General features: G+C 39.6%; 18 protein-coding genes. 8 read left to right on the top strand and 10 right to left on the bottom strand.

Annotated features, from left to right (window positions below):
- Window positions 1-114 precede the first annotated feature (114 nt).
- The 4 genes from H6F45_RS11235 to H6F45_RS11220 form a co-directional block, all read right to left on the bottom strand.
- A complete protein-coding gene (locus H6F45_RS11235) occupies window positions 115-1062 on the bottom strand; it encodes an FTR1 family protein (RefSeq protein ID WP_190347214.1) in 948 nt (315 codons plus the stop codon).
- Window positions 1063-1217: 155 nt separating this feature from the next.
- Window positions 1218-1652, bottom strand: a complete 435-nt coding sequence (locus H6F45_RS11230) for a ferritin-like domain-containing protein (RefSeq protein ID WP_096565368.1) — start codon at window positions 1650-1652, stop codon at window positions 1218-1220.
- A 170-nt stretch (window positions 1653-1822) separates the two neighbouring features.
- Window positions 1823-2842: a helix-hairpin-helix domain-containing protein gene (locus H6F45_RS11225; protein WP_190347213.1), complete on the bottom strand. Its 1020-nt coding sequence runs from the start codon at window positions 2840-2842 to the stop codon at window positions 1823-1825.
- A 226-nt stretch (window positions 2843-3068) separates the two neighbouring features.
- Complete coding sequence (locus tag H6F45_RS11220; RefSeq protein WP_190347212.1) at window positions 3069-4082, bottom strand: multicopper oxidase domain-containing protein; 1014 nt, start codon at window positions 4080-4082, stop codon at window positions 3069-3071.
- Between the two features lie 326 nt (window positions 4083-4408).
- On the opposite strand from H6F45_RS11220, the gene H6F45_RS11215 reads away from it, so the two are divergent.
- From H6F45_RS11215 to H6F45_RS11190, 6 genes are all read left to right on the top strand, one after another.
- A complete protein-coding gene (locus tag H6F45_RS11215) occupies window positions 4409-5230 on the top strand; it encodes an FkbM family methyltransferase (protein ID WP_190347211.1) in 822 nt (273 codons plus the stop codon).
- A gap of 290 nt (window positions 5231-5520) precedes the next feature.
- Complete coding sequence (locus H6F45_RS11210) at window positions 5521-6444, top strand: energy-coupling factor ABC transporter permease (RefSeq protein WP_096565376.1); 924 nt, start codon at window positions 5521-5523, stop codon at window positions 6442-6444.
- The gene (locus H6F45_RS11205; protein WP_190347210.1) at window positions 6437-7087 is read left to right on the top strand and encodes an energy-coupling factor transporter transmembrane component T; all 651 of its coding nucleotides are present in this window, start codon (window positions 6437-6439) and stop codon (window positions 7085-7087) included. The genes H6F45_RS11210 and H6F45_RS11205 overlap by 8 nt, the downstream gene beginning before the upstream one ends.
- A gap of 121 nt (window positions 7088-7208) precedes the next feature.
- Complete coding sequence (locus H6F45_RS11200; protein ID WP_190347209.1) at window positions 7209-7973, top strand: ABC transporter ATP-binding protein; 765 nt, start codon at window positions 7209-7211, stop codon at window positions 7971-7973.
- A 165-nt stretch (window positions 7974-8138) separates the two neighbouring features.
- Window positions 8139-9029, top strand: coding sequence for a beta-carotene hydroxylase (gene crtR, locus H6F45_RS11195; protein ID WP_096565382.1), 891 nt, complete (start codon window positions 8139-8141; stop codon window positions 9027-9029).
- A 53-nt stretch (window positions 9030-9082) separates the two neighbouring features.
- Window positions 9083-9310, top strand: a complete 228-nt coding sequence (locus H6F45_RS11190; protein WP_190347208.1) for a hypothetical protein — start codon at window positions 9083-9085, stop codon at window positions 9308-9310.
- Window positions 9311-9658: 348 nt separating this feature from the next.
- On the opposite strand, the gene pyk is transcribed toward H6F45_RS11190, so the two are convergent.
- A complete protein-coding gene (gene pyk / locus H6F45_RS11185) occupies window positions 9659-11428 on the bottom strand; it encodes a pyruvate kinase (RefSeq protein WP_190347207.1) in 1770 nt (589 codons plus the stop codon).
- A 640-nt stretch (window positions 11429-12068) separates the two neighbouring features.
- Here pyk and H6F45_RS11180 point away from each other — a divergent pair.
- A complete protein-coding gene (locus H6F45_RS11180; protein WP_096572549.1) occupies window positions 12069-12548 on the top strand; it encodes a hypothetical protein in 480 nt (159 codons plus the stop codon).
- Window positions 12549-13374: 826 nt separating this feature from the next.
- Here H6F45_RS11180 and H6F45_RS11175 read toward each other — a convergent pair.
- From H6F45_RS11175 to psaA, 5 genes are all read right to left on the bottom strand, one after another.
- Entirely contained in the window at window positions 13375-13842 is a 468-nt protein-coding gene (locus H6F45_RS11175; RefSeq protein ID WP_137667722.1) for a hypothetical protein, read from the bottom strand.
- The gene (locus tag H6F45_RS11170) at window positions 13836-14690 is read right to left on the bottom strand and encodes an STAS-like domain-containing protein (protein WP_242052598.1); all 855 of its coding nucleotides are present in this window, start codon (window positions 14688-14690) and stop codon (window positions 13836-13838) included. Before H6F45_RS11170 ends, H6F45_RS11175 begins: the two co-directional genes overlap by 7 nt.
- 11 nt (window positions 14691-14701) lie before the next feature.
- Window positions 14702-15391 (bottom strand): hypothetical protein, encoded by a 690-nt coding sequence (locus H6F45_RS11165; protein ID WP_190347206.1) that lies wholly within the window; start codon window positions 15389-15391, stop codon window positions 14702-14704.
- A gap of 215 nt (window positions 15392-15606) precedes the next feature.
- Window positions 15607-17838 carry a photosystem I core protein PsaB gene (psaB, locus tag H6F45_RS11160; RefSeq protein ID WP_096565394.1) on the bottom strand — a complete coding sequence of 744 codons (2232 nt, stop codon included), beginning with the start codon at window positions 17836-17838 and terminating at the stop codon, window positions 15607-15609.
- A gap of 109 nt (window positions 17839-17947) precedes the next feature.
- Complete coding sequence (psaA, locus tag H6F45_RS11155; protein WP_096565396.1) at window positions 17948-20203, bottom strand: photosystem I core protein PsaA; 2256 nt, start codon at window positions 20201-20203, stop codon at window positions 17948-17950.
- Between the two features lie 622 nt (window positions 20204-20825).
- On the opposite strand from psaA, the gene H6F45_RS11150 reads away from it, so the two are divergent.
- On the top strand, window positions 20826-22442 hold the full coding sequence (locus H6F45_RS11150) for a hypothetical protein (RefSeq protein WP_242052597.1): 1617 nt from the start codon (window positions 20826-20828) through the stop codon (window positions 22440-22442).
- Window positions 22443-22503 lie beyond the last annotated feature (61 nt).

Below are 22503 nucleotides of genomic sequence, written 5' to 3'. Positions count from 1 at the left end.
AAAAATTGAGAATTTATTGCCCGAATGCTGATGCTTCCAGCACGCTTCGCGAACGCCCTTACAGGAAAATAACCTAGATACCCGACTTCTTGGTATCTGGGTTGATATAGAATGCTATTTTTCAGCGACAGGAATATTTTTTTGTTTTTGCATATTTCCACCCATGATACTGCGAAAATACAAGCCACCAATACTAATTAAAAACACTAAATATCCAACTGCTTGCACTATATAAAGTTTATCTCTATAGCCAAATAAAGATTTGAGAATAATACCAGGAAACTTGCTATCAGGTAAAATGTTAGCAGTATTCCAAACCATTGGACCTAAAATACAAGAGTGAATTTTAGTAAAGTGTTCATAATAAAAACAAAGATTTTCCGAGGCGCGGTTGCTGAGTGCTAAACTAGCCATTGCATCATCAAAATGTTTTAAAGCCGAAATTACTAAACCAGCGACAATTAAAACTAATAAAACGCCCATAATTTGGAAAAATTGGCGAATATTAATTTTCACACCCCATTTAAATAATAAAACACCAATTCCTGCTGCTGTTGCTAAACCACCAAGTGCGCCTAAAGTTGGTAATAAACCTTGTTGAAAATTGGCAGCTACAAATAAGACTGTTTCAAAACCTTCCCGCACAACAGCAACTAAAATTAAACTAAAAACCCCCCATCCAGCATTTGAATTTTGTGTTAATGCTTCGTTAACTGCACCTTCAACTTGAGCTTTCATAAATCTGGCTTGTTTTGTCATCCAGATCAGCATCCAACTCAGCATAATGATTGCTAAAATACTAAATACACCTTCTAATGTTGGTTCAACTACAGAGGTGTATTGAGGATTTATAGAACCTAAAAATTTAATGATTTCAGTGAATAAAACGCCAATTAAAGCACTAACAATAATACCAACTCCAACACCTGCATATACCCATGAATTGAGATGAGATTGTTTGGCTTTTTTCAATAAAGCGAGGACAATACCCACAACTAGGGCAGCTTCTACACCTTCTCGGAGAGTAATAACGAAAGTAGGTAATGCAATACTAAAATTCATTTTTATTAGTGGTTATGAACGCTTGATCACTATTCTTGATTGTGTAAAAAACTGAGAACTATCAAATTTCTTTTTTCTTTGCTCGTTCCTACACATAGTATAGAAACGAACGAAAGAAAAGAAACTAAAAAGCTGAATCTTGACTCCTCGAAATATTAGCTGAAATCGCGTAACATTTTCTTGAGTTCTAAATTATGTAACTCTTCTTGTCCGATCATGCCACGGGCAAATTCTTCCAGATAAATACTAGCATCTTCAACTGTATTTAGTAGAGTTTTATACATATCCAATGCTTTCTTTTCATGGGATAAACTTTCTTCCAAAATATCTTTGACTGAATGTTTGAAAGTTTCTTCCATTTGGGCAATTCTCAAGGTAGGATGTCCATCTAAACCGGTGAGAATTTCTCCTACTTGTTGGGCATGAAGTAATGATTCACTGGCTTGGGCTTTGAAAAAAGCGACAATAGGTAAGCGGTTTGGTCCTGTTACCATTAGGGAATAATGAGTGTAGCGAACAACGCCAGCTAGTTCAAATTCCATGATGGCGTTGAGGATGTCAATGGTTTTTTGGTGGTCGAGTTCTCGCATCAGTTGTTAAGATGAGCAAAATTAAATTTGGAGAGGATTTTAGTGAGTAGCTATACACTTTTTATCTTAGTTCAATGTAGATAATTTTTTTAGTGTTTCACTTTTCACTATTTCCTCTATTTTCACTTATTTTAAGCTGTTTTTTGTGGATGTCCAATGGTGTGCAAATACTAACTTTGTGCTTTCGTGTTAGTTTGAGATAACACTTTTTGAGTGTTTTCCTCTATAATTTTTACCATTTTGGTAACATCTTCAGGGGTTTTGACTGCTTGTACGGGTGGAATAACAGCAGGCCAAACTTTTAATAGTTCTGTGAAAGCTTTATCTATGGCTTTGTGTGCTTCTGGGTTTGCTTGAGCCATTTGTCCAGAAATTCCTTGATATAGTTCATGGGAATAGACAACAAAACCACGAGAGTCTTGATATTCTATTGGTTCGGTAATTTTACCTTTTGCTACTGCTGCTCCATATTCGGCGTTAGCTGCGTCTAATAAACCATTAATTACTTTTAACACAAATTCTGGTTTTGAGCGTTCTTGAGTTGGTAATGCGGCGATCGCACTATCCACAGATGCCATAGAATTGGTAAAATTATCTTTGATTTTAGCATCTTGAGGATTAGATTTTACCAAGTTAGTCAAATTCACTAAATTAGTTTTAAATTCTTTGACTTTGCGTTCATTAAGTTGTTCTTCTACATCAACATAAATCTCCTCAACTGGATGTCCTATATGGGGTTCGGCTTGTTTGGGTTGATTTTGTGCTAACAATTCTTGTGCTACTAAAAGATGTCCTTTCATTAATGCCAATTTTGTCATGTAATCTACATCTTTTGCTTCTCCTGTGAGTACAACTTCTTCAACTGTCACCATGTCTTTAATTTGCTCAAACTGTGCTTGAGTAATTACTTTTTTGGTGACTAAATCTTCTGGAGAACTGTAAGGACGACTGGCTTGTATTTTATTAGATAAAGCGGGTACACCAAGTTGAGCTTCAAATTTGTCTAACTCGGACAAAATAGCATCATTAATATTAATTTTGGCTTTCCCACTATGACTACTGTGGGCGCTGGCTTGCGTCACTGCTGGGGTTGAAGTCGTTTCTGCGGTGGGGGTATTCCCCGCACAAGAACCAAGGGTAACAATCACACAAGCCGCTATTGATAATAATATGTAACGTGATTTAATCATTGATTTGCTCCTGGAGACGCTAAAACCCAATAATGGACAAATTTACAGAATTGACTGGTGAGTATAATTAAAAGTAATTTGCATTAGTAATTATATTTTTTTAGCATAAATGACAAATTATAGTAACTATTTTTAACCAGCAAAAGTATAGTTTAATCATTTCTTAACCAAGTGTTAGGTAAGTTCCATGACTTACAAATTTCTGTCCCCAGTCACCTGTCACCTGTCACCTGTCACCTGCGATAACTTCAAACTGTCCCATACATCCATTTTCAGCGATCGCATCCTGATGGGGATGAAACATATACTTACCCGGATAACGAAACGCAAACTCTAAAATGTGCCTTTCTGCTACACCCATTGTTAAAACATCCGTCTTTTCACTGGGAGTCATCGTCATCCCCGAACGATAAACATCAAAAAAGTTAGCGTGTAAATGGAAGGTGACAGCAGGATCAAACTCAATAATATTCAAAACATAAGCTCTAATTAATTGATTTTGATAAATTTGAATAGGATGGTGCATATAATGATGAGGCAAACCATTAAATGCGTAATACTCATTTTTATTATCATCATTTATGTCATATCCAGACATAATTAAAACAATTTCATCAGCAGGAGGACGGGATTGAGGCGGATCAATAATAAACATTCCATATAAACCCTTAGCAATGTGACGGGTTACAGGTGCAATATGACAGTGATACAAATGCACACCATAGGGTTCTGCATCAAATTCATAGATAGTTGCTTTACCATTACTCACAGGTTTTACACCATCCATTTCTGCGGGATGCACCCCATGGAAATGTAAAGAATGGGAATGTCCAGCCTTATTGAGAAATAATACTCTTATTCTTTCCCCTGCTTTTGCTCTTAACGTCGGTCCAGGAATACGCCCATTTAAATCCCAAATATTGTAAGATACCGCATTATTTAGCTGAATGGTGGAAGTACCTGCTATTAACTCAAATTCTCGAATAGTCCGCCCATTTTCCTGCTTTAATGTCCCATAATCAAAGTTTCTCAGCACCTGTATGGGTTTGGTAGCACTGTTAGTAGCATTATTAGATGATTCCATTTCCATTGGGGGAACTTTAACAGTGACATTATTTTTTGCATTTATAGTCTGTAAAATTGCAGTTACACCAATTACACCACCGCCAAATATGCCCATTGTTATCAGTTGGCGGCGATTTAAAAGTATATTTTTACTCCGACTAAAGTTTTCAGACATTTTTCAGACATCAGGTGATGAGGAGGGAACACAAATAGGAAATTGCAAATTATTTGCAATTACCATTAGTTATAGTATAGGAATCAGGAATTATTGTCAATAATTATGGAAACTATGGAGAAATACAGGGCATAGTTAAGCAGCGCAATTTCGAGAAATTTTTAGTTTATTAGATAATTTAGGTTACGCTTACGCTGGTAATCTTGATCAAGTCTTGGGAAAAGATGGTCATGTTCGTTATTTTAATGCTGTCTTTATTAAAGAATAAAAGCAGAAAAATTTCTACTTGGTTCTACTTGAAATAATTAACTGTGAGGTTGAAAATCATGCGTGTTGAATCTTGTTGTCAATCATTATTAGCAGAAATTATCCAGGAAATTGATCCCCAAAAAGAAGGATTTTGTATTGATGTTGGGGTGGGGACTTTTGCTTTTTATTGTGAAGTATTTGCTAAATTAGGTTATCCCACTATTGCAGTTGAACCCCTTCCTGTTAAGAAATTAAAACAGATTAGTGCTAGTTATGGAATTAAACTTTTGGAAAGTTGTTTATCTAATATAGATGGAAAACAACTGCTATATTTAGGGAATTTTGCAGGTCTATTTAATAGTAATTTTAGTTCTCTTTCTCCTGAGTGGTTTGGTTCTTCTCCTAAAACCAAAGAAGTAGAATCTATCACTTTATCTACTTTATTATCCAGAATTAAACCTGATAAAATTACTTGTTTGAAATTGGATATTGAAGGTTGGGAATTTAATGTAATTGAGCAATTGCCAAACATTGATAACGCTTTACTTCCCCAGGTAATTATGTTTGAGTATGGTGGTGGAGTCAATAAAAAACAAGGTCAAAAAGGTTGGTCAAAGGATTTTTTAGAAAAAACTTTAAATTGTCTGAAGATTTTGCAAAAATGTGGTTATCAATCGTGTATTATGATTGATTTTGCTCCCCAAAGTAAAGAGAGATGTTTTGATCTGCAATCTGTGAATATAGCAGTTGATCAATTATTTGATGATCAATCTGTTTATGGTAACATAATTACCTTGAAAAATGGCAATATTTCACCAGCCAAAATTCACACAATTTGTCAACCTTATTATCAAGCTTCTCTGATTGATCTTTTGGTTCATCAGTTAGTTTCTAGATAGTTAACCACAAACACTGCAAATTCCTGACTGATTAAATCAATCAGGAATTAATATTTACAAAAATAAACAATAAATATACAAATATTCATAATTTAATAAATAAATACAAATTTGGATGTATTTTTTATTATAAAAATTTTCCAAATCCCTGCCAAAACATCCTCCAATGGGGCATTGTAAATATAGGGGAAATTTAGTTTCCTATAAATTTAGAATTGTCATGCTATCTTTTGCAGTTGTAATTCTATTGCTGAAATTAGTGTAAAAAAAAGCGAAAAACAAGGATTTTCATGCATATACCAGATGGATTTATTTCTGTTCCAGTAGCAGCAGCTACAAGTTTAGCCAGTGGAGCAGCTTTATTTGTGTCCTTTGGGCGATCGCAAACAGCTTTTGGTGTTCGTCGCGCTCCCGTATTAGGATTAACCACAGCCTTTATTTTTGCCGCCCAAATGATTAATTTTCCCGTAGCGGGAGGTACTAGCGGACACCTGTGCGGCGGTGCTTTAGCGGCGATTATGTTAGGTAGTCCTTGGGCAGCAATGTTATGTATAGCAACAGTTTTAATAATTCAAGCAGTGCTATTTGCTGATGGTGGTATTACTGCCTTGGGTGCAAATATTTTAAACTTGGGAGTAATCAGTGTTTGGGTAGCTTGGTTCTTAACCCAGACCTTACAGCGACTACTGGGTGGTTCTAAAGGGCGTTTACCCCTAGCCGCAGGTATAGCAGCAGGTGTTAGTGTAGTGGCAGCAGCTATAGCTTGTGCTATTCAGTTAGCCCTTTCTGGGACAGCACCAGCGAATATAGTTTTACCTGCAATGACAGGTGTACATATTTTGATCGGTGTAGGTGAAGGCTTGATTACTGGTGGTGTGTTAGCCTATTTAGCCACAGCACGTCCAGACTTGTTACCAGGAGAAGAAGAGAAATTTGGAGGATGGTTGATACCAGTGGTGAGTATTTTCCTAGTTGCAGGTGTTTTATCTTTATTTGCTTCCGCTTGGCCAGATGGGTTAGAAAGAGTAGCAGAAAACTTGGATTTTATCAACAAAGCCGAAGAAGTCAGAGTTGTAGTACCAACACCCTTAGCTGATTATGAAATTCAAGGTTTAGGACAAATCGGTACAAGTATTACTGGTTGGGTAGGTGCGACAGCTTGCTTTGCTGTGGCTTTTGGTATTGCTAAAGTGATGAAACCTAAAAATGCTTAACATTTCCTTGGCATTACGCTTGCAATTATCCCTGATCATTGTGATTGGGGCAGCTTTTTTAAAGCCTCATAGCTGGTCAAATTTGCTGGTGTATGGTGCGATCGCACTTTTGTGGGTATTTATATTCCGGGTTTCTATTCGCAAATTAGGGAGTTTACTAGGTGCAGAATTGATTTTTCTGTCATTGGTAGCGTTACCCTTGGGGTGGGAAAAAGCAAGTTTTTTACTGGTGCGATCGCTAATTTGTTTAATAGTCATGAATAGCTTTTTACTCACCTTACCCCCCCACAGTTTTGGCATCGCCCTTAAAGGTTTACCCGTACCCGCCCCATTAAAGGAAAATTTGCTCCTAGCTGGGCAATATCTAGAAATTTTACTCTCAGAATTAGCCAGAATGCAGCGTAGCGCCCAACTACGAGGTTTAAATGGTGCTGGGGGATGGTTACGTTATGCCAGTGCAGCTATGATCGGCTCTTTGTATCTGCGTACTTTAGACAGAGCAGAACGAGTTTATGGTGCAATGATCACTCGTGGTTACAATGGTCAACTACCTATAGACTCTACCCTTAACCCAAAAGAACGTTTTACACTAATCTTAGTCTTCATTATTGCTGCTTGTATTACCGTCAGTTCCTATTTTTAATACACCAGGAAACAGGAAGGGGAGATGGGTAGATGGGGAGGAAAGGGAAGTTAATAACCCAATCACCAATCACCAATCACCAATCACCAATCACCAATCACCTATATTTGAGTTGTGAATCTTGACATCCTTAACTTCTCATCCCCAAACTTTTATCTTTCATCCTCATACCTCTGTCGTTGAGGTGAAAAATCTGGTGTATGCCTACTCACACCAGCAACCCGTATTAAAAGATATTTCCTTTACCTTAAATGCAGGCGATCGCGTCGCTTTAATGGGTGCAACAGGTTCAGGAAAAAGCACTCTCCTAGAAAATCTCATCGGTTTAAAACATCCCCACAGTGGCACAATTTCTATTAACGGTATTCCCGTAGAACCAAATACGTTACCCCAAATACGCAGACACATCGGTTTTACTTTTCAAGATGCCAATGATCAATTATTTATGCCGACAATTTTGGAAGATGTCACCTTTGGACCACGCAACTATGGTATTTCACCAGCAGTAGCAACGGACAAAGCACGACAGTTATTAGCTGATTTTGGTTTAGAAGAATATGCTCACCGTTCCGCACACGAACTTTCTGGAGGACAAAGACGTTTAGCCGCCCTAGCATCAATATTAGCTCTAGACCCAGCAATTCTGATTTTAGATGAACCAACCAACGGACTTGATCCTGCATGGCGACGACATTTAGCCCAAGTATTATTAAAGTTGCCTGTGCAGGTAATGTTAATTGCTTCCCATGACTTACAGTGGTTAGGGAAAGTGACCCAACGTGCTTTAGTCCTTTCAGGTGGTCAAATTCATATAGACAGCCAGATCCATCCGCTATTACAAGATGGCAAAACCTTAGAACAGTTAGGTTTACCAGTAGACTGGTGATGAGATTGACACTCTCCGGGCTAAAGCCACGGAGATTTTACATTCTACGTCAGAATTTGCTTGAGATATTTGTCTATGCTTTTTGGAACTATGAAATTAACATAAGTTTACTTTTTACTAAGAATTGTCGTATATTTTTAATATTTGACACAAAAGGAGTTAATAATGCTTACGTCGGAGGCACAAAAGCCGCTGACAATCCCGCCCAAAGAACTTTTAGCACCTCCTGGGGATTTTAATCCCACAATGTTGCTATTTTTTACAGTAGTGACAATGTTGGTATTTTCCAACTTTGGTTATTGGGTATGGGAATGGCCGCATTGGCTATGTTTTAGCATTAACACTCTGGCTTTACACTGTTCTGGGACGATTATTCATGATGCTTGTCATCAGTCCGCCCATCGTAACCGGGTGATTAATGCGATGTTAGGGCATGGTAGCGCCCTGATTTTGGCTTTTGCTTTTCCAGTATTTACACGAGTACATCTTCAGCATCATGGTAACGTCAATCACCCCAAAGACGACCCAGATCATTACGTTTCTACGGGTGGTCCATTATGGTTGATAGCGGTGAGGTTTTTGTACCATGAAGTATTTTTCTTTCAACGGCGATTGTGGCGCAAATATGAGCTACTAGAATGGTTTATTAGCCGTTTGATTGTAGTTTCTATTGTTTATATTTCCGTCCAATATCACTTTTTGGGCTATATTCTCAATTTTTGGTTTATTCCAGCGTTTATAGTGGGAATAGGACTAGGGTTATTTTTTGATTATTTACCCCATCGTCCCTTTGTAGAACGCGATCGCTGGAAAAATGCCCGCGTATATCCTGGTAAAATTCTCAACATCCTGATTTTAGGACAGAATTACCACCTCATTCATCATTTGTGGCCTTCAATTCCTTGGTATAATTACCAACCCACTTACTATTTGATGAAACCGCTGTTAGATGAAAAAGGTAGTCCTCAGACTTCAGGGTTATTGCAGAAAAAGGATTTCTTTGAGTTTGTCTATGATATTTTCATAGGTATTCGCTTTCATCACCACAAAGAATAGGTAAATTTTTAAGGTGGGTTAACGACTGTTTAACCCACTAATATAAATAGGGGTTGCTGAGAAAGTCTTTCCGTGAGGGCATAGGAGTCAGGAGTCAGGAGTCAGGAGTCAGGAGTCAGGAGTCAGGAGGAGATTTGAAAATTTCTTTGCCATCTCTTGAAATCCCAAAAAATGCACACTTTTTCCGGTATACCCTTCAAAACCCTTGCACTAATTTCTGTGTTTATCAGCCTCTAACCTTTGATCCCACATTCCGCACCCCCCAGTGTCACAATCGGTAATTTCGGATTTTTGAAGACCTTTGAGGATAATTTTAATACAAAATGGTCTAAAGTTTAGGTAGCGATAGCGAAGCGCTGCTGCAAGCAGTTCGCCAATCTCAAATCCCCAAATGACCATTTTTCGTTGTGTGACAGTTTAGGGTGCGGAAGGTGGGTTAAAATGAATCTGACGATAAAAACAGAATCTTCAACCTAGCATTTGCTAACTCTCAAATTCCTCATCGTCAGATTTATAAATCAGTCAAATTACAAGAACAGAAAGTTTCAAAAAAGCGGTAGAAATTAAAAATTAAAACAGATAATTGTTGGGTTTTAATTTTCAATTTTCAATTTTCAATTTTTAATTCTTTACGGTGTTCCCACTGCACCAGAATAAACCAAACCCCGCTGCATATCCAAAGTCAAAATTGACCCATCTTTTATTACCTGCGTCGCTTCCTTCACACCAACAATAACAGGTACACCAAGACGTAAACCAATTACTGCTGCGTGACTAGTAAGACTTTCATCTTCAGTAATAATACCACTAGCTTTGCGAATCGCATCAACAAAATCAACGCCTGTACTCGATGCCACCAAAATATCGCCATGATTAAAATGAGTCGCATCTATACCAGTACGCACAACCCTAGCGCGGCCACTGACAGAACCTTGTCCTAAACCAATACCTTGACCTAGTACCGCTGTCACCACTTCCACTTTAATCAAATCTGTTGACCCAGAAACACCTTGCAGTGTACCAGCAGTCATCACCACCAAATCACCCTCACTCAACAGGTTTTTTTCCTGGGCTACATTAATAGCAGCTTGGAAGGTTTGACCAGTAGAAGGTAAATCTAACACCAACAACGGTTTTACACCCCAAACCATCTGCAATTGTCGCGCCACATTGACATGGGGTGTGATGGCTAAAATTGGCGTTTTCGGACGGTATTTAGAAACATTCCGCGCAGTTGCTCCCGTTTGTGTCAAAGTCATAATTGCTGCTGCACCTAAATTCTCAGCAATTTGACCAACTGCTTGACTGATAGCATTAGGAATAGAACGTTTATCATCTCGCGTCAAACGGGAAGGATGTTCTGCTTCTTCCTGTTCAATGCGTTCAGCAATTCTCGCCATAGTTGCTACCGCTTCCACAGGATAACTACCTACAGCAGTTTCGTTGGAAAGCATCACCGCATCCGTACCATCTAAAATCGCGTTAGCCACATCAGATACTTCTGCACGGGTAGGACGGGGGTTGCTGACCATGCTATCTAACATTTGGGTAGCGGTGATGATGGGAATACCCAAACGGTTAGCAGTAGCAATTAACCGCTTTTGCAACACAGGTACATCTTCTGCTGGCAATTCTACCCCTAAATCACCTCTAGCCACCATCACCCCATCACACAAAGACAGAACCGCTTCCATTTGTTCTATCGCTTCGTGTTTTTCAATTTTGGCAACTACAGGAACGTTTTTCCCCGTGCTGGAAATTAACTCTTTAATTTCGATAATATCCTGGGGGTTGCGAACAAAGGAAAGTGCTACCCAGTCTACACCCTGATCTAGACCAAACATCAGATCCTCGCGGTCTTTGTCGGTCATGGCTTTGATGGATAAGTAAACTCCCGGAAAATTAACACCTTTGTTGTTAGAAAGTTTACCTGCAACTGTAACCCGACAATGTAAATCGCCTTTATCGCGGTTAATTTCCTCAACAACCATTTCTACCCGGCCGTCATCGAGGAGAATTTTGGAACCGACGGGGACTTCTTCTGCTAAATAATCGTAGGTAACGCAGCTAATTTCTTGAGTTCCTACCACTGGGCGGTTTGTTAAAGTGAAGCGATCGCCCTTAGACAACATGATAAAACCATTTTCAAATTGTCCCAAGCGAATTTTTGGACCTTGCAAATCTTGTAAAATTGCTACAGGTCTATTCAGTTCAAAAGCGGTTTGTCTAATTAACCGGATACTGCGCTGATGGTCAGCATGAGTGCCGTGGGAAAAATTTAATCGCAGTGTCGTTGCACCCGCTTCAATAATTGCTTTCAGCATTTCTGGACTACTGGTAGCAGGTCCAACAGTAGCAACAATTTTGGTTCGGCGCAGAGAATCTCTTAGTTGCGTCATGGGCGGATTTTAGAATTTTTTGGTTCTATCTGGGAAATAATGGTAAATTAAGCAGTCAATTCTTTTCAGTCACTGCTATATCAATGTCAATTAATATCAAAAGCAGTGAAAGTGGGGGTGAAGTATAGATTTGATTTCGTACAGTTAGTAACTTTATAGAAAAATCTCCTCAAGCCACTTCCTCTAATCAGCAAGACTCCGGTTAAATCTTACTATACAGAATCCCCAGAAAAAAGTTAGAAATAACTCAGGATTAAGTTATAGACAAGTCAGAGTTAATTTTACTTCTCAACAGACCTGATAGACACTTCCAGCTTGTCTAACCTGTAATCTTGGATTTGATTAGCAGCAATCACTTCCTGCCTGATCAGCTTCATTTCTGATTTAATCTCGTTGAGCTTTTCCCACGCAGCAAACCCCCAATTAGCAGCTAAAGTCCAGTTGGCCTCAAAATAGTCAATAGCGTTATCAACATCATCACCGGTTCATTACTCATGGGTGGTTTTTCTGTGTTCATAAAATCCGCATTAGTAAGGATGTATCAATAATTTTTCAAAAAGCTACTCAATTAAGAGTGGTTTTTGTTTTGGGTGTAGAATTGGATTATCCTGAATGGGTTTTTACTACTTTTAGCATATTCATATTAATCGTGCGTAAGTATACAGTAATTGCTCCTGTGAGCCTAAGTATTGCTTTGTTGATGACTGGTTGTAATGAGAGTAAAATCTCTCAGTGTCAACGATTGGTTAAAGTTGTGAATCAAGGGACTTCTTTGATTGATAACAATAAAGGAACACAAGTAACAACTAGCTTGCAACTCTCCAAAGATTTGCAAAATGTCACTAAATCAATTCAAGAATTAAGATTAGCAGATCCCAAACTCCAAGAATTTCAAAGTAGTTTTGCGAAAGTTTTTGATAATCTCAGTCAAGCGATCGCTAAAGCTGCTAATGCTCTGGGTACAACTAAAACAGCAGAAGCTTCTACAGCAGGTAGGGTAAAAATCCAAAAGGCCAGAACAGATATTGACTCAGCATTAACAGCAGCAGCTAAAAGTGCTGGTAAAGAATCAGATACCTTTGGGAATCAGTTAAATAAATACTGTAGTCAATCGCAATGATTTTTGATTTTTTACCCCTCCTGTGGGGAGATATTTGACCATTTTGGGCAATTAATTTATAATCAGTAGGAATTTAAAGATATTTTAAACCTTCCACCCAAAATATTTTATATTTTGGGTTATTTTTTGGCTGCTTGTAGAGCAGGTTATATAGGGCGATCATGTTTGCGCTCTCATTATAGCCAAACTGCGAATAGTTATAGCTTGCTGAATAAATGTAAAACCTAGAGAAATTAAAGGTTTGAGGCTGATAAACAGAAAAATAGGTGCAAGGATTTTGAAGGATCTACCATCACTGAAATCTTGAACCAACAAAAATTGATGGATTTTATTACACAGTATAATCACAAAACCCTTGATTTATCGTTTAAAACCAATAAAAATAAGGTAGTCTTATGGCGCATCTTTTTAGAGGATGTCTGAGAAGTATCAGGTTTTATCCAGATTCCCCCAAAAAATTAATCAAAGTTCCCCTTTTTAAGGGGAATAAAGGGGGATTTACAAGTGTTTTATGCAACACAAAAAAGTTTTCAGACATCCTCTTAGATTATCTGGGTTTGTACGGTGTGGTGTAAGATTTGAGATCAAAAGCGTGAACTTATCCCACTAATCCAAAAATGCCTATTTTTTCAATTTAGGTGTGTTGTCAAATCTTGATTTTTCGTTTTTGATGTGCAAAAAAATAAAGATTTTTACCGCAAATCAGATTAGTGGGATAGATTCGTGTATTTTGGGTCTCATAAAAGGAAAAAATTGGTTGTTAAAGATAGCAGTTACTAGCCCTTTCCTCTTGTATTTGAAATATACTCTTATATCGCTTGATAAATTAAATTGGTTTTTTCATCAAAAAGGCAACCTCGCCATAACCAGGATTTCCGGTTAAACCTTGTAAATTATTATGTTCTATATCTTCATCTTGACCAAGTTTACTTGTCCATTTGCCATCAGGTAATTGTCTAGCAATGTGGGTTGGTATTTTATTGGAGTTGGCATATATAGCAATTTTCTGAAATCCTGTTTCTAATACGTCATTCTCACAAATTTCATAACCAATTGTTTTAAATGCTTGCTGAAAAGCTTCAAGAGTTTCTTCTCTAGGAACACCTGGTGGCCAGTATTCTTCATTTTGAGCATCTGGCCACCACCACTTTTCATCATCTTCTGCTGCCCAAGCTACACAATTATAATCTGTTGTATCTGGACTGGTGAGCTTATATCCGTGGATCACTAAATTGGGAAAATCACGCTCAATAAAGTTTTTTACATATTTAGTCCAGGCGTTATTTCCTACCACTTATAGCCTCTTTCCCTTCCCCAATCAAGCCATGCTTTAGTCATTTCTTTTGTATTTCCTCTGTACTCTGGAGGCACAGGATCTTCTCTAGAAATAGATTTTAATGCCCAAAACCATCTTCCAGATTTTTTCTCTAATTCTCTCAGTAATAAAGGTATTACAGGTTCACCCATACCTATAATTTGTTGATAGGCAGGGTGCATACACATTTGGTTGGTTGATGACACACCACGAGTTTCTTCACGCCATTCTTCAACAAGTGTGGTGAAATCAGATTTTTCATTTATTACTTGGTCTAATCTACTACGAAAAATAGGATCCGAGTAGTATCGCTTGGAGTTTTCTATTACTAAACTGATTATTTGATTGCCAAGAGGTTTAATATTATTTATTTTTAATAACTTGCTGAGGTTTTCTGGCTGTATATCTTTCAATAATTGTCCGATAGCAAAGTTAAAAAATGGAGCAGCAAAAACTTCCACTCCTGCAAAGTCTAATTCTACAGGTTGGTTAGCTTGTAATTGTCGATGAACCAAATCATAAATTTTTTGTCCATCGTTCACTGTAATACAGGTTTTACCTACTAGGTCGAAAACTTCATATTTTGTAAATACTTTAACTTTACTATTACTGGGAGGCAATATACCTCTTTTGAATAAGAATAAATTGTTAGGATTATTCTCACTGACTCTTTTTTTTAGATTTAAATAATTCCAGTCCAACTTGTTTGTGAGGCTGGCTTTATTCATTTCATTAGAATCTTGACTAGGTACATAAGCAAGGGGAAAGTGCTTCAAACTTCGCTGCTTCTTAGGAAACCAAGAGCTAACTTTTTCTGCTACTGTCATCTTTATAACCTCTACTCTACATCTAGATCATTTAAGTATGGAATATTTGCTTTATTTAGCATTGACTCAATAGCTTTTACTTTTCTATCTGCTATATCTAACTGTTCGCGTAATTGTTTTAAATCATTTGCATCCAAAGCTACAAAAAACTCATGTTTACCATCTAAATCTACATATTCAATTTTCAGCATATTAACTATAGCTACCGCTGCTGTACTGTCTTCTAAGTCAGATTCAAAAACAGGACGCATATCAGTGTGAATCCGTGAATTTTGAAATAGCCGCTCATGGTCGCGTATAACTTCAATGGCTTTAGATGTAAAATTAAGAATACTATCAAAATCTAAAAAAGTAACTAAACGCCTCTCAAATTCCTGTTTTTGTTCTTTAGTAATCTCAACTTCTTCATCATTTTCAACAGCTTGACTAATTTTTTCTACTACTTCATCTGTAGAAGCATCATTATTTTCCTGAAGGTAGTCTCTAAGGTTATGTATAGAAATCAGAGTTTCTATGACATCTTTGACTTCTTTTTTTGTCAAAGTATTAACCCTTGAAGTAACTGCTGATACTAAATCATTAATCTGTAATGGCTGTGCTTGTTGAAAAGCATCAATAAAACCCTGTAAAGTTTTTTCATCAATGCTTATCAGTAGCTTAAAACCAGGCTTAAATTCTTCTGGTATTTGCAGTTCTGTCATATTGCTCCTAAAGCATTAAAACAATTTAAAACTTACAACAATTTCAAAATAATAGTTTTTTACAAAAATTTATTCTAGTGATTTACTAAAATTCTAGCAAATCTATTGTTGCTAATAGCTTATTCCTTTTGATTTTGCATAGTCAGATACTACCAAAATCCCCCACCTTGCGGCAGGGGATTTTTTAGTTACTTACCTAAAACCAGTAGTCAAGATCAACCGAACTTACCAGCAGTAGAAGCAATGAGGAACGCTGCGTAGGTGACGATATAGCCAACGGTGAAGTGAGCTAAACCAACCACACGAGCTTGAACAATGGAGAGAGCAACAGGCTTATCTTTCCAGCGAACCAAGTTAGCCAGAGGAGTACGCTCGTGGGCCCAAACCAAGGTTTCAATTAACTCTTGCCAGTAACCTCTCCAGGAGATTAAGAACATGAAACCAGTTGCCCAAACCAGGTGTCCAAAGAGGAACATCCAAGCCCAAACAGAGAGGTTGTTCATGCCGTAGGCGTTGTAACCGTTGATCAACTGAGCAGAGTTCGCCCAGAGGTAGTCACGGAACCAGCCCATCAAGTAAGTGGAGTTTTCGTTGAACTGAGCAACGTTACCTTGCCAAATACCCAGGTGTTTCCAGTGCCAGTAGAATGTTACCCAACCAATGGTGTTTAACATCCAGAACATAGACAGGTAGAAAGCGTCCCAAGCGGAGATGTCGCAAGTACCGCCACGGCCTGGACCGTCGCAGGGGAAGGCATAACCGAAGTCCTTTTTATCGGGCATCAGTTTAGAACCACGAGCATCCAAAGCACCTTTAACAAGTACCAAGGTGGTGGTGTGGATAGCCAAGGCGAAAGCGTGGTGAACCAAGAAGTCGCCAGGACCAATTGTTAAGAACAAGGAGTTTGTTCCAGAGTTAATGGCATCTAACCAACCAGGTAGCCAAACGTTACCAGCGTTGGGGTAAGCGGTGTAGGCGATACTGTCAGGGTTGGACAATAATACATCCAATCCGTACAGAGCTTTACCTTGAGCCGCTTGAATGAATTGAGCAAATACTGGTTCGATGAGGATTTGTTTTTCAGGAGTACCGAAAGCAACTACTACATCGTTGTGAACGTACAAGCCCAAGGTGTGGAAACCAAGGAATAAGGATACCCAGCTGAGGTGAGAGATGATCGCCTCTTTGTGCTGCAACATCCGGTCTAGTACGTTGCCTTTGTTTTGTTCGGGATCGTAGTCACGAACCCAGAAGATTGCGGCGTGTGCAAAAGCACCAACCATCAAGAAACCAGCGATGTACTGGTGGTGGGTGTACAGTGCTGCCTGTGTGGTGTAGTCCTTAGCGATGAAAGCATAAGGAGGCAGAGCGTACATATGTTGAGCAACCAAGGAAGTAATTGTTCCTAACGCAGCCAAAGCCAAAGACAATTGGAAGTGTAAGGAGTTGTTGATGGTGTCGTACAAACCTTGGTGGGGCAGGTTAAACTGACCTTCGCTCTTGCTACCGGGAACTAAACCGGACTTGGAGTTGAGCATTTCTTTGATGCTGTGACCAATTCCGAAGTTAGTGCGGTACATATGACCAGCGATGATGAAGATAACAGCGATCGCCAAGTGGTGGTGAGCCATGTCAGTCAACCACAAGGATTCTGTTTGGGGGTGGAAACCGCCCAAGAATGTGAGGATCGCAGTACCAGCACCAGTGGAAGTACCAAAAAGATGGCCGGCAGTGTCAGGGTTCTGAGCGTAAACACCCCAGTTACCAGTGAAGAAGGGGGTTAAGCCTGCGGGGTGGGGAGCAACGGACAGGAAGTTATCCCAGCCTACGTGGATACCACGGGATTCGGGGATAGCAACGTGAACCAAGTGACCAGTCCAAGCTAAGGAGCTAACACCGAACAAACCAGCCAGGTGGTGGTTCAGACGGGGTTCAGCACTCTTGAACCAAGAGAGGCTAGGACGGAACTTGGGTTGTAAGTGCAACCAACCAGCGAACAGGAACAATGCAGCCAACAGCAACAAGCCCAAAGAACCTACATACAGTTCTTGGTTTGTCCGCATCCCGATGGTGTACCACCAGTGATAAACACCGGAGTAAGCAATGTTTACAGGATTGCTTGCGCCAGCTTGAGTGAAAGCGTCAACTGCTGGTGCGCCGAAGTGGGGGTCCCAAATCGCATGGGCGATAGGACGGACATGAAGGGGATCTTTAATCCACTGTTCAAAGTTACCTTGCCAGGCTACGTGGAACAGGAGGCTGGAAGCCCACAAGAAAATGATTGCCAAGTGACCGAAGTGAGTGGCGAAAATCTTTTGGTAAAGATTTTCTTCTGTCATGCCATCGTGGCTCTCAAAGTCATTGCCCATGGCGATCGCATACCAAATGCGCCGCGTAGTTGGGTCCTGTGCGAGATCCTGGCTAAATTTTGGAAATTTTGTTGCCATAGGGTTGATGATTCCTCTGACCTTTAGCCATTGCTATCACTGCTACCAGTGAAATTTTGGATTTTGGGTTGGAGATTGATCCAAAACCCAAAATATTCACTGAAATTTTTTAACCTACTGAAAGGATGTGTGCGTGGAAGAATGCCCAGGTGGTGGCTATTCCTCCGAGTAGATAGTGAGCTACACCTACTGCCCGACCTTGAGTGATGCTCAAAGCACGGGGTTGAATTGTAGGAGCTACTTTCAGTTTATTATGCGCCCAGACGATGGACTCAATTAATTCTTGCCAGTAGCCACGACCACTGAACAGGAACATTAAGCTGAATGCCCAAACAAAGTGAGCGCCTAAGAACATCAGTCCATAAGCGGACAGTTCACTACCGTAGGAGTTGATTACTTGTGTAGCTTGCGCCCACAGGAAGTCACGTAACCAACCGTTGATGGTGATAGCACTTTGTGCAAAGTTGTCACCTGTGATATGACTTACCACACCATCATCTACTGTACCCCATACATCAGACTGCATTTTCCAGCTGAAGTGGAAAATTACAATTGACAAGGAGTTATACATCCAGAACAGTCCCAAGAATACATGGTCCCAACCAGAAACTTGGCAAGTACCACCACGGCCTGGACCGTCGCAAGGGAAGCGGAAGCCTAAGTTGGCTTTGTCTGGAATTAGACGAGAACTGCGAGCGTACAATACACCTTTGAGCAGAATCAGCACAGTCACGTGAATGGTGAAGGCGTGAATGTGGTGAATCATGAAGTCGGCTGTACCTAAAGGAATTGCAGCAGCAGCTACTTTTCCGCCTACAGCTAACACACCACCGCCAAACACATAACTTACTGTTTCTAGGGCGTTAGGTGCGGTTGTTCCTGGTGCTAGTGTATGTAGGTTTTGTACCCACTGAGCAAACACTGGTTGCAATTGAATTGCAGCATCAGAGAACATATCTTGGGGACGACCCAAGGCACGCATGGTGTCGTTGTGGATGTACAAACCAAAGCTGTGGAAGCCGAGGAAAATACAAACCCAGTTGAGGTGAGAGATGATTGCATCACGGTGACGAATCACGCGATCCAATACGTTGTTTTGGTTCACAACGGGATCATAATCACGCACCATGAAGATTGCTGCGTGAGCAGCACCACCCACAATCAAGAAGCCACCGATCCAAATATGGTGAGTGAAGATACACAACTGAGTAGCGTAGTCAGTTGCCAAATAAGGATAGGGGGGCATCGCGTACATATGATGCGCGATGATGATTGTCAAGGAACCCAAGAAGGCCAGGTTAGTAGCCAACTGAGCGTGCCAAGAGGTGGTCAAGTTTTCATAAAGTCCTTTGTGGCCTTCGCCTGTGAAAGGACCTTTGTGGTTTTCTAGGATATCTTTGATGCTGTGACCGATACCCCAGTTGGTGCGGTACATATGACCGGCAATGATGAACAGCACTGCGATCGCTAAGTGGTGATGAGCAATGTCAGTCATCCACAAACCGCCTGTTACGGGGTTCAATCCGCCTTTGAAGGTCAGAATGTCAGCATAAGTTCCCCAGTTCAAGGTGAAGAAAGGTGCTAAACCACTAGCAAAGCTGGGATACAACTCTGTGATTAAGTCTTTGTTCAAAATGAACTCATGGGGCAAGGGGATGTCCTTAATGGCAACACCAGCGTCTAATAGCTTGTTAACTGGTGCGGACACATGGATTAAGTGACCTGTCCATCCCAAAGAACCGCAACCTAGCAATACTGATAGGTGGTGATTCAACATTGACTCCACGTTCTGGAACCATTCCAGTTTGGGAGCGCGTTTGTGGTAATGGAACCAACCAGCGAACAGGAACAAGCCCGCTAATACTAAGCCGCCAATGGCAGTTACGTATAGTTGGAAAGAGCTAGTGATACCCCAGCCACGCCATACTTGGAACAATCCAGAGGTGATTTGAATGCCGTGGAAACCACCGCCCATATCACCGTTTAAAATATCTTGTCCCACAATAGGCCAAACTGTTTGGGCGCTGGGCTTGACTCCTAATGGATCAGCCAGCCAAGCTTCATAGTTGGAGAACTTAGCGCCGTGGAATAACATTCCGCTTAACCAAATTGTCACTACAGCCAAGTGGCCAAAGTGAGCAGAGAAGATTTTGCGAGAAATGTCTTCTAAGTCGCTTGTATGTGTATCGAAGTCATGGGCGAGGGCGTGCAGGTCCCAAATCCAGGTGGTGGTTTTTGGTCCTTTAGCTAAGGTTCTGTCGAAGTGTCCTGGTTTAGCCCATTTCTCAAATGAGGTGGGTACAGGATCGTTATCAACGATGACTCTTGCTTTTTTCTCCTCTCGCTCCGGAGGACTAATCGTCATTCGACCTCCTCTGTGAATAGGGAATGAGGAATCATGTACACCACAGAGTGAATTTCACTCTTTGTCCCCAGATGTTTTTTGGGGACCTGTGGATTTGTTGTTTCTGTTGAATTATAGAGTCTGTACTTGTACTTTGTTGGAGACATTTTAACAATAATTCAAAATCGCCAGATTTATTGTCATATCTGCCTTTTTATATTCAAAGCTATTGTAAAAAAGTCAATACTTTTTCTATTAAATTTACAAACTATAACAATTCTTAAAATTTATGGTTAATCTCTAATACAGCCATAAATCATCATGTTGTAACTGGATATGTTGCTTATGCTGAAATTTAAATCTGTAAATTTAGTGATAAATATTACTTAATTTTCATATTTTTCATCTTGATGTAAAGAGATGAACCAAATTTTCTGTAAATCACAAAGTTACAACAGCTTGCCGTTTTCAGCAGTTAGTTTGCAGCAGCATAACCTTTGATATGTAAGGCTTTTTGATGTAAATTTATAACTAATAAACCTGCAATTTGCTGTATACCCCAGTCTGGGTTTATGGTATCTGGGGTGTAGGGTGTAAAGTGTAGTTAATAAATTTTGCTGAATAAAATCATAGGTATAACAGCATGAAATGTAAACGAAAGCAAGCTTTTAATGAAGCCTTAAACAAGAGCTTACCTATTTTTAAGTGGCTCTTGACTTTGGTGCTGGTGTTAGGTTTAAGTAGTTGTGCTGATAAAGCTGGTGGACAAGACGTATTTATTAATAAGCAAAAACCAGTTGCTGAAATTGCCCAAGTTGATCGTAAATTTTCAGAAACTGCTCCTCCAAAGCTAATACAAGAACTAAGAGGAGATTTGGAAAGTTATCAACCACAGGTAACAATACTTACGCCTACAGCAGATGAGATAATTGAAGATAATACTGTTACAGTCCGTTTTCAGGTTAAGGACTTACCAATTTTTAAAGATCCCAAATGGCAACTGGGACCACATCTGCACGTAATTCTTGACAATCAACCTTATATAGCTGTTTACGACTTAAATAAGCCTTTAGTATTCCCTGATTTATCCGCAGGTACTCATACTTTGCGTGTATTTGCGTCTCGTCCTTGGCATGAAAGCTTTAAAAATGAAGGTGCTTATGCCCAAACCACATTTCACGTCTTTACTAAAACCGACGATAACAACCCTGACCCTAATTTACCTCTTCTCACCTATAGTCGTCCTAATGGTAGTTATGGTGCTGAACCAATTATGTTGGATTTTTACCTAACTAACGCGCCTTTGCATCTTATGGCTGAAGATCATCCTGAAGACACAATGAGCGATTGGCGTATTCGTTGCACAATTAATGGTGAAAGTTTTATTTTTGACCGCTGGCAAACAGTCTACCTCAAAGGTTTTAAACCTGGTAAAAACTGGGTAGAACTAGAATTTCTTGATAACCAAGGCAACCCAGTAAAAAATGTCTTTAATAGTACAGTGAGAGTGATTAATTACCAACCGGGTGGTAAAGATACCCTTTCTAGAATGGTAAGAGGGGAAGTTACGGCTGATGAAGTGCGTGGTATTGTAGACCCAAATTACACAGTTGAGATTCCTATTACTGAACCTAGACCGACTGTAACGCCCAAAGTTGAAGAAATTCCAGCACCTCAACCACAGATAGAACCTAAAGTAGAAAAACCCACAGTTCCAGAAATTGAAGTTTCTCCTATTCCTCAACCCCAGATAGAACCTAAAGTAGAAAAACCCACAGTTCCAGAAATTGAAGTTTCTCCTATTCCTCAACCACAGATAGAACCTAAAGTAGAAAAACCCACAGTTCCAGAAATTGAAGTTTCTCCTATTCCTCAACCCCAGGTAGAACCCAAGACAGAAAAACCCACAGTTCCAGAAATTGAAGTTTCTCCTATTCCTCAACCACAGGTAGAACCCAAGACAGAAAAACCCACAGTTCCAGAAATTGAAGTTTCTCCTATTCCTCAACCCCAGGTAGAACCCAAAGTAGAAAAACCCACAGTTCCAGAAATTGAAGTTTCTCCTATTCCTCAACCACAGGTAGAACCCAAAGTAGAAACAACTCCTACTCCTGAAATTGAAATTCGTAAAACACCCGCTGACTCATTAGAAACAGAGGAGTTGAAACCAGAAACAACAGAAAAAACAGGGTTAAACAGATTAAGTGAGTATTTTAAGAATCGAAATGTAATTAAACCCGAAGAGCAAGTCCTAAGTTGACAATTTCATAGACAAAACTATACTTATATTGACAAAAATCAATATATTTTTAGGAAAAAAT

It is taken from the genome of Sphaerospermopsis sp. FACHB-1194 (assembly GCF_014696235.1).
GTDB lineage: Bacteria > Cyanobacteriota > Cyanobacteriia > Cyanobacteriales > Nostocaceae > Sphaerospermopsis > Sphaerospermopsis kisseleviana.
Note: the sequence above shows the minus strand (reverse complement) of the source record. Positions and strands in the feature narration are given on the sequence as shown.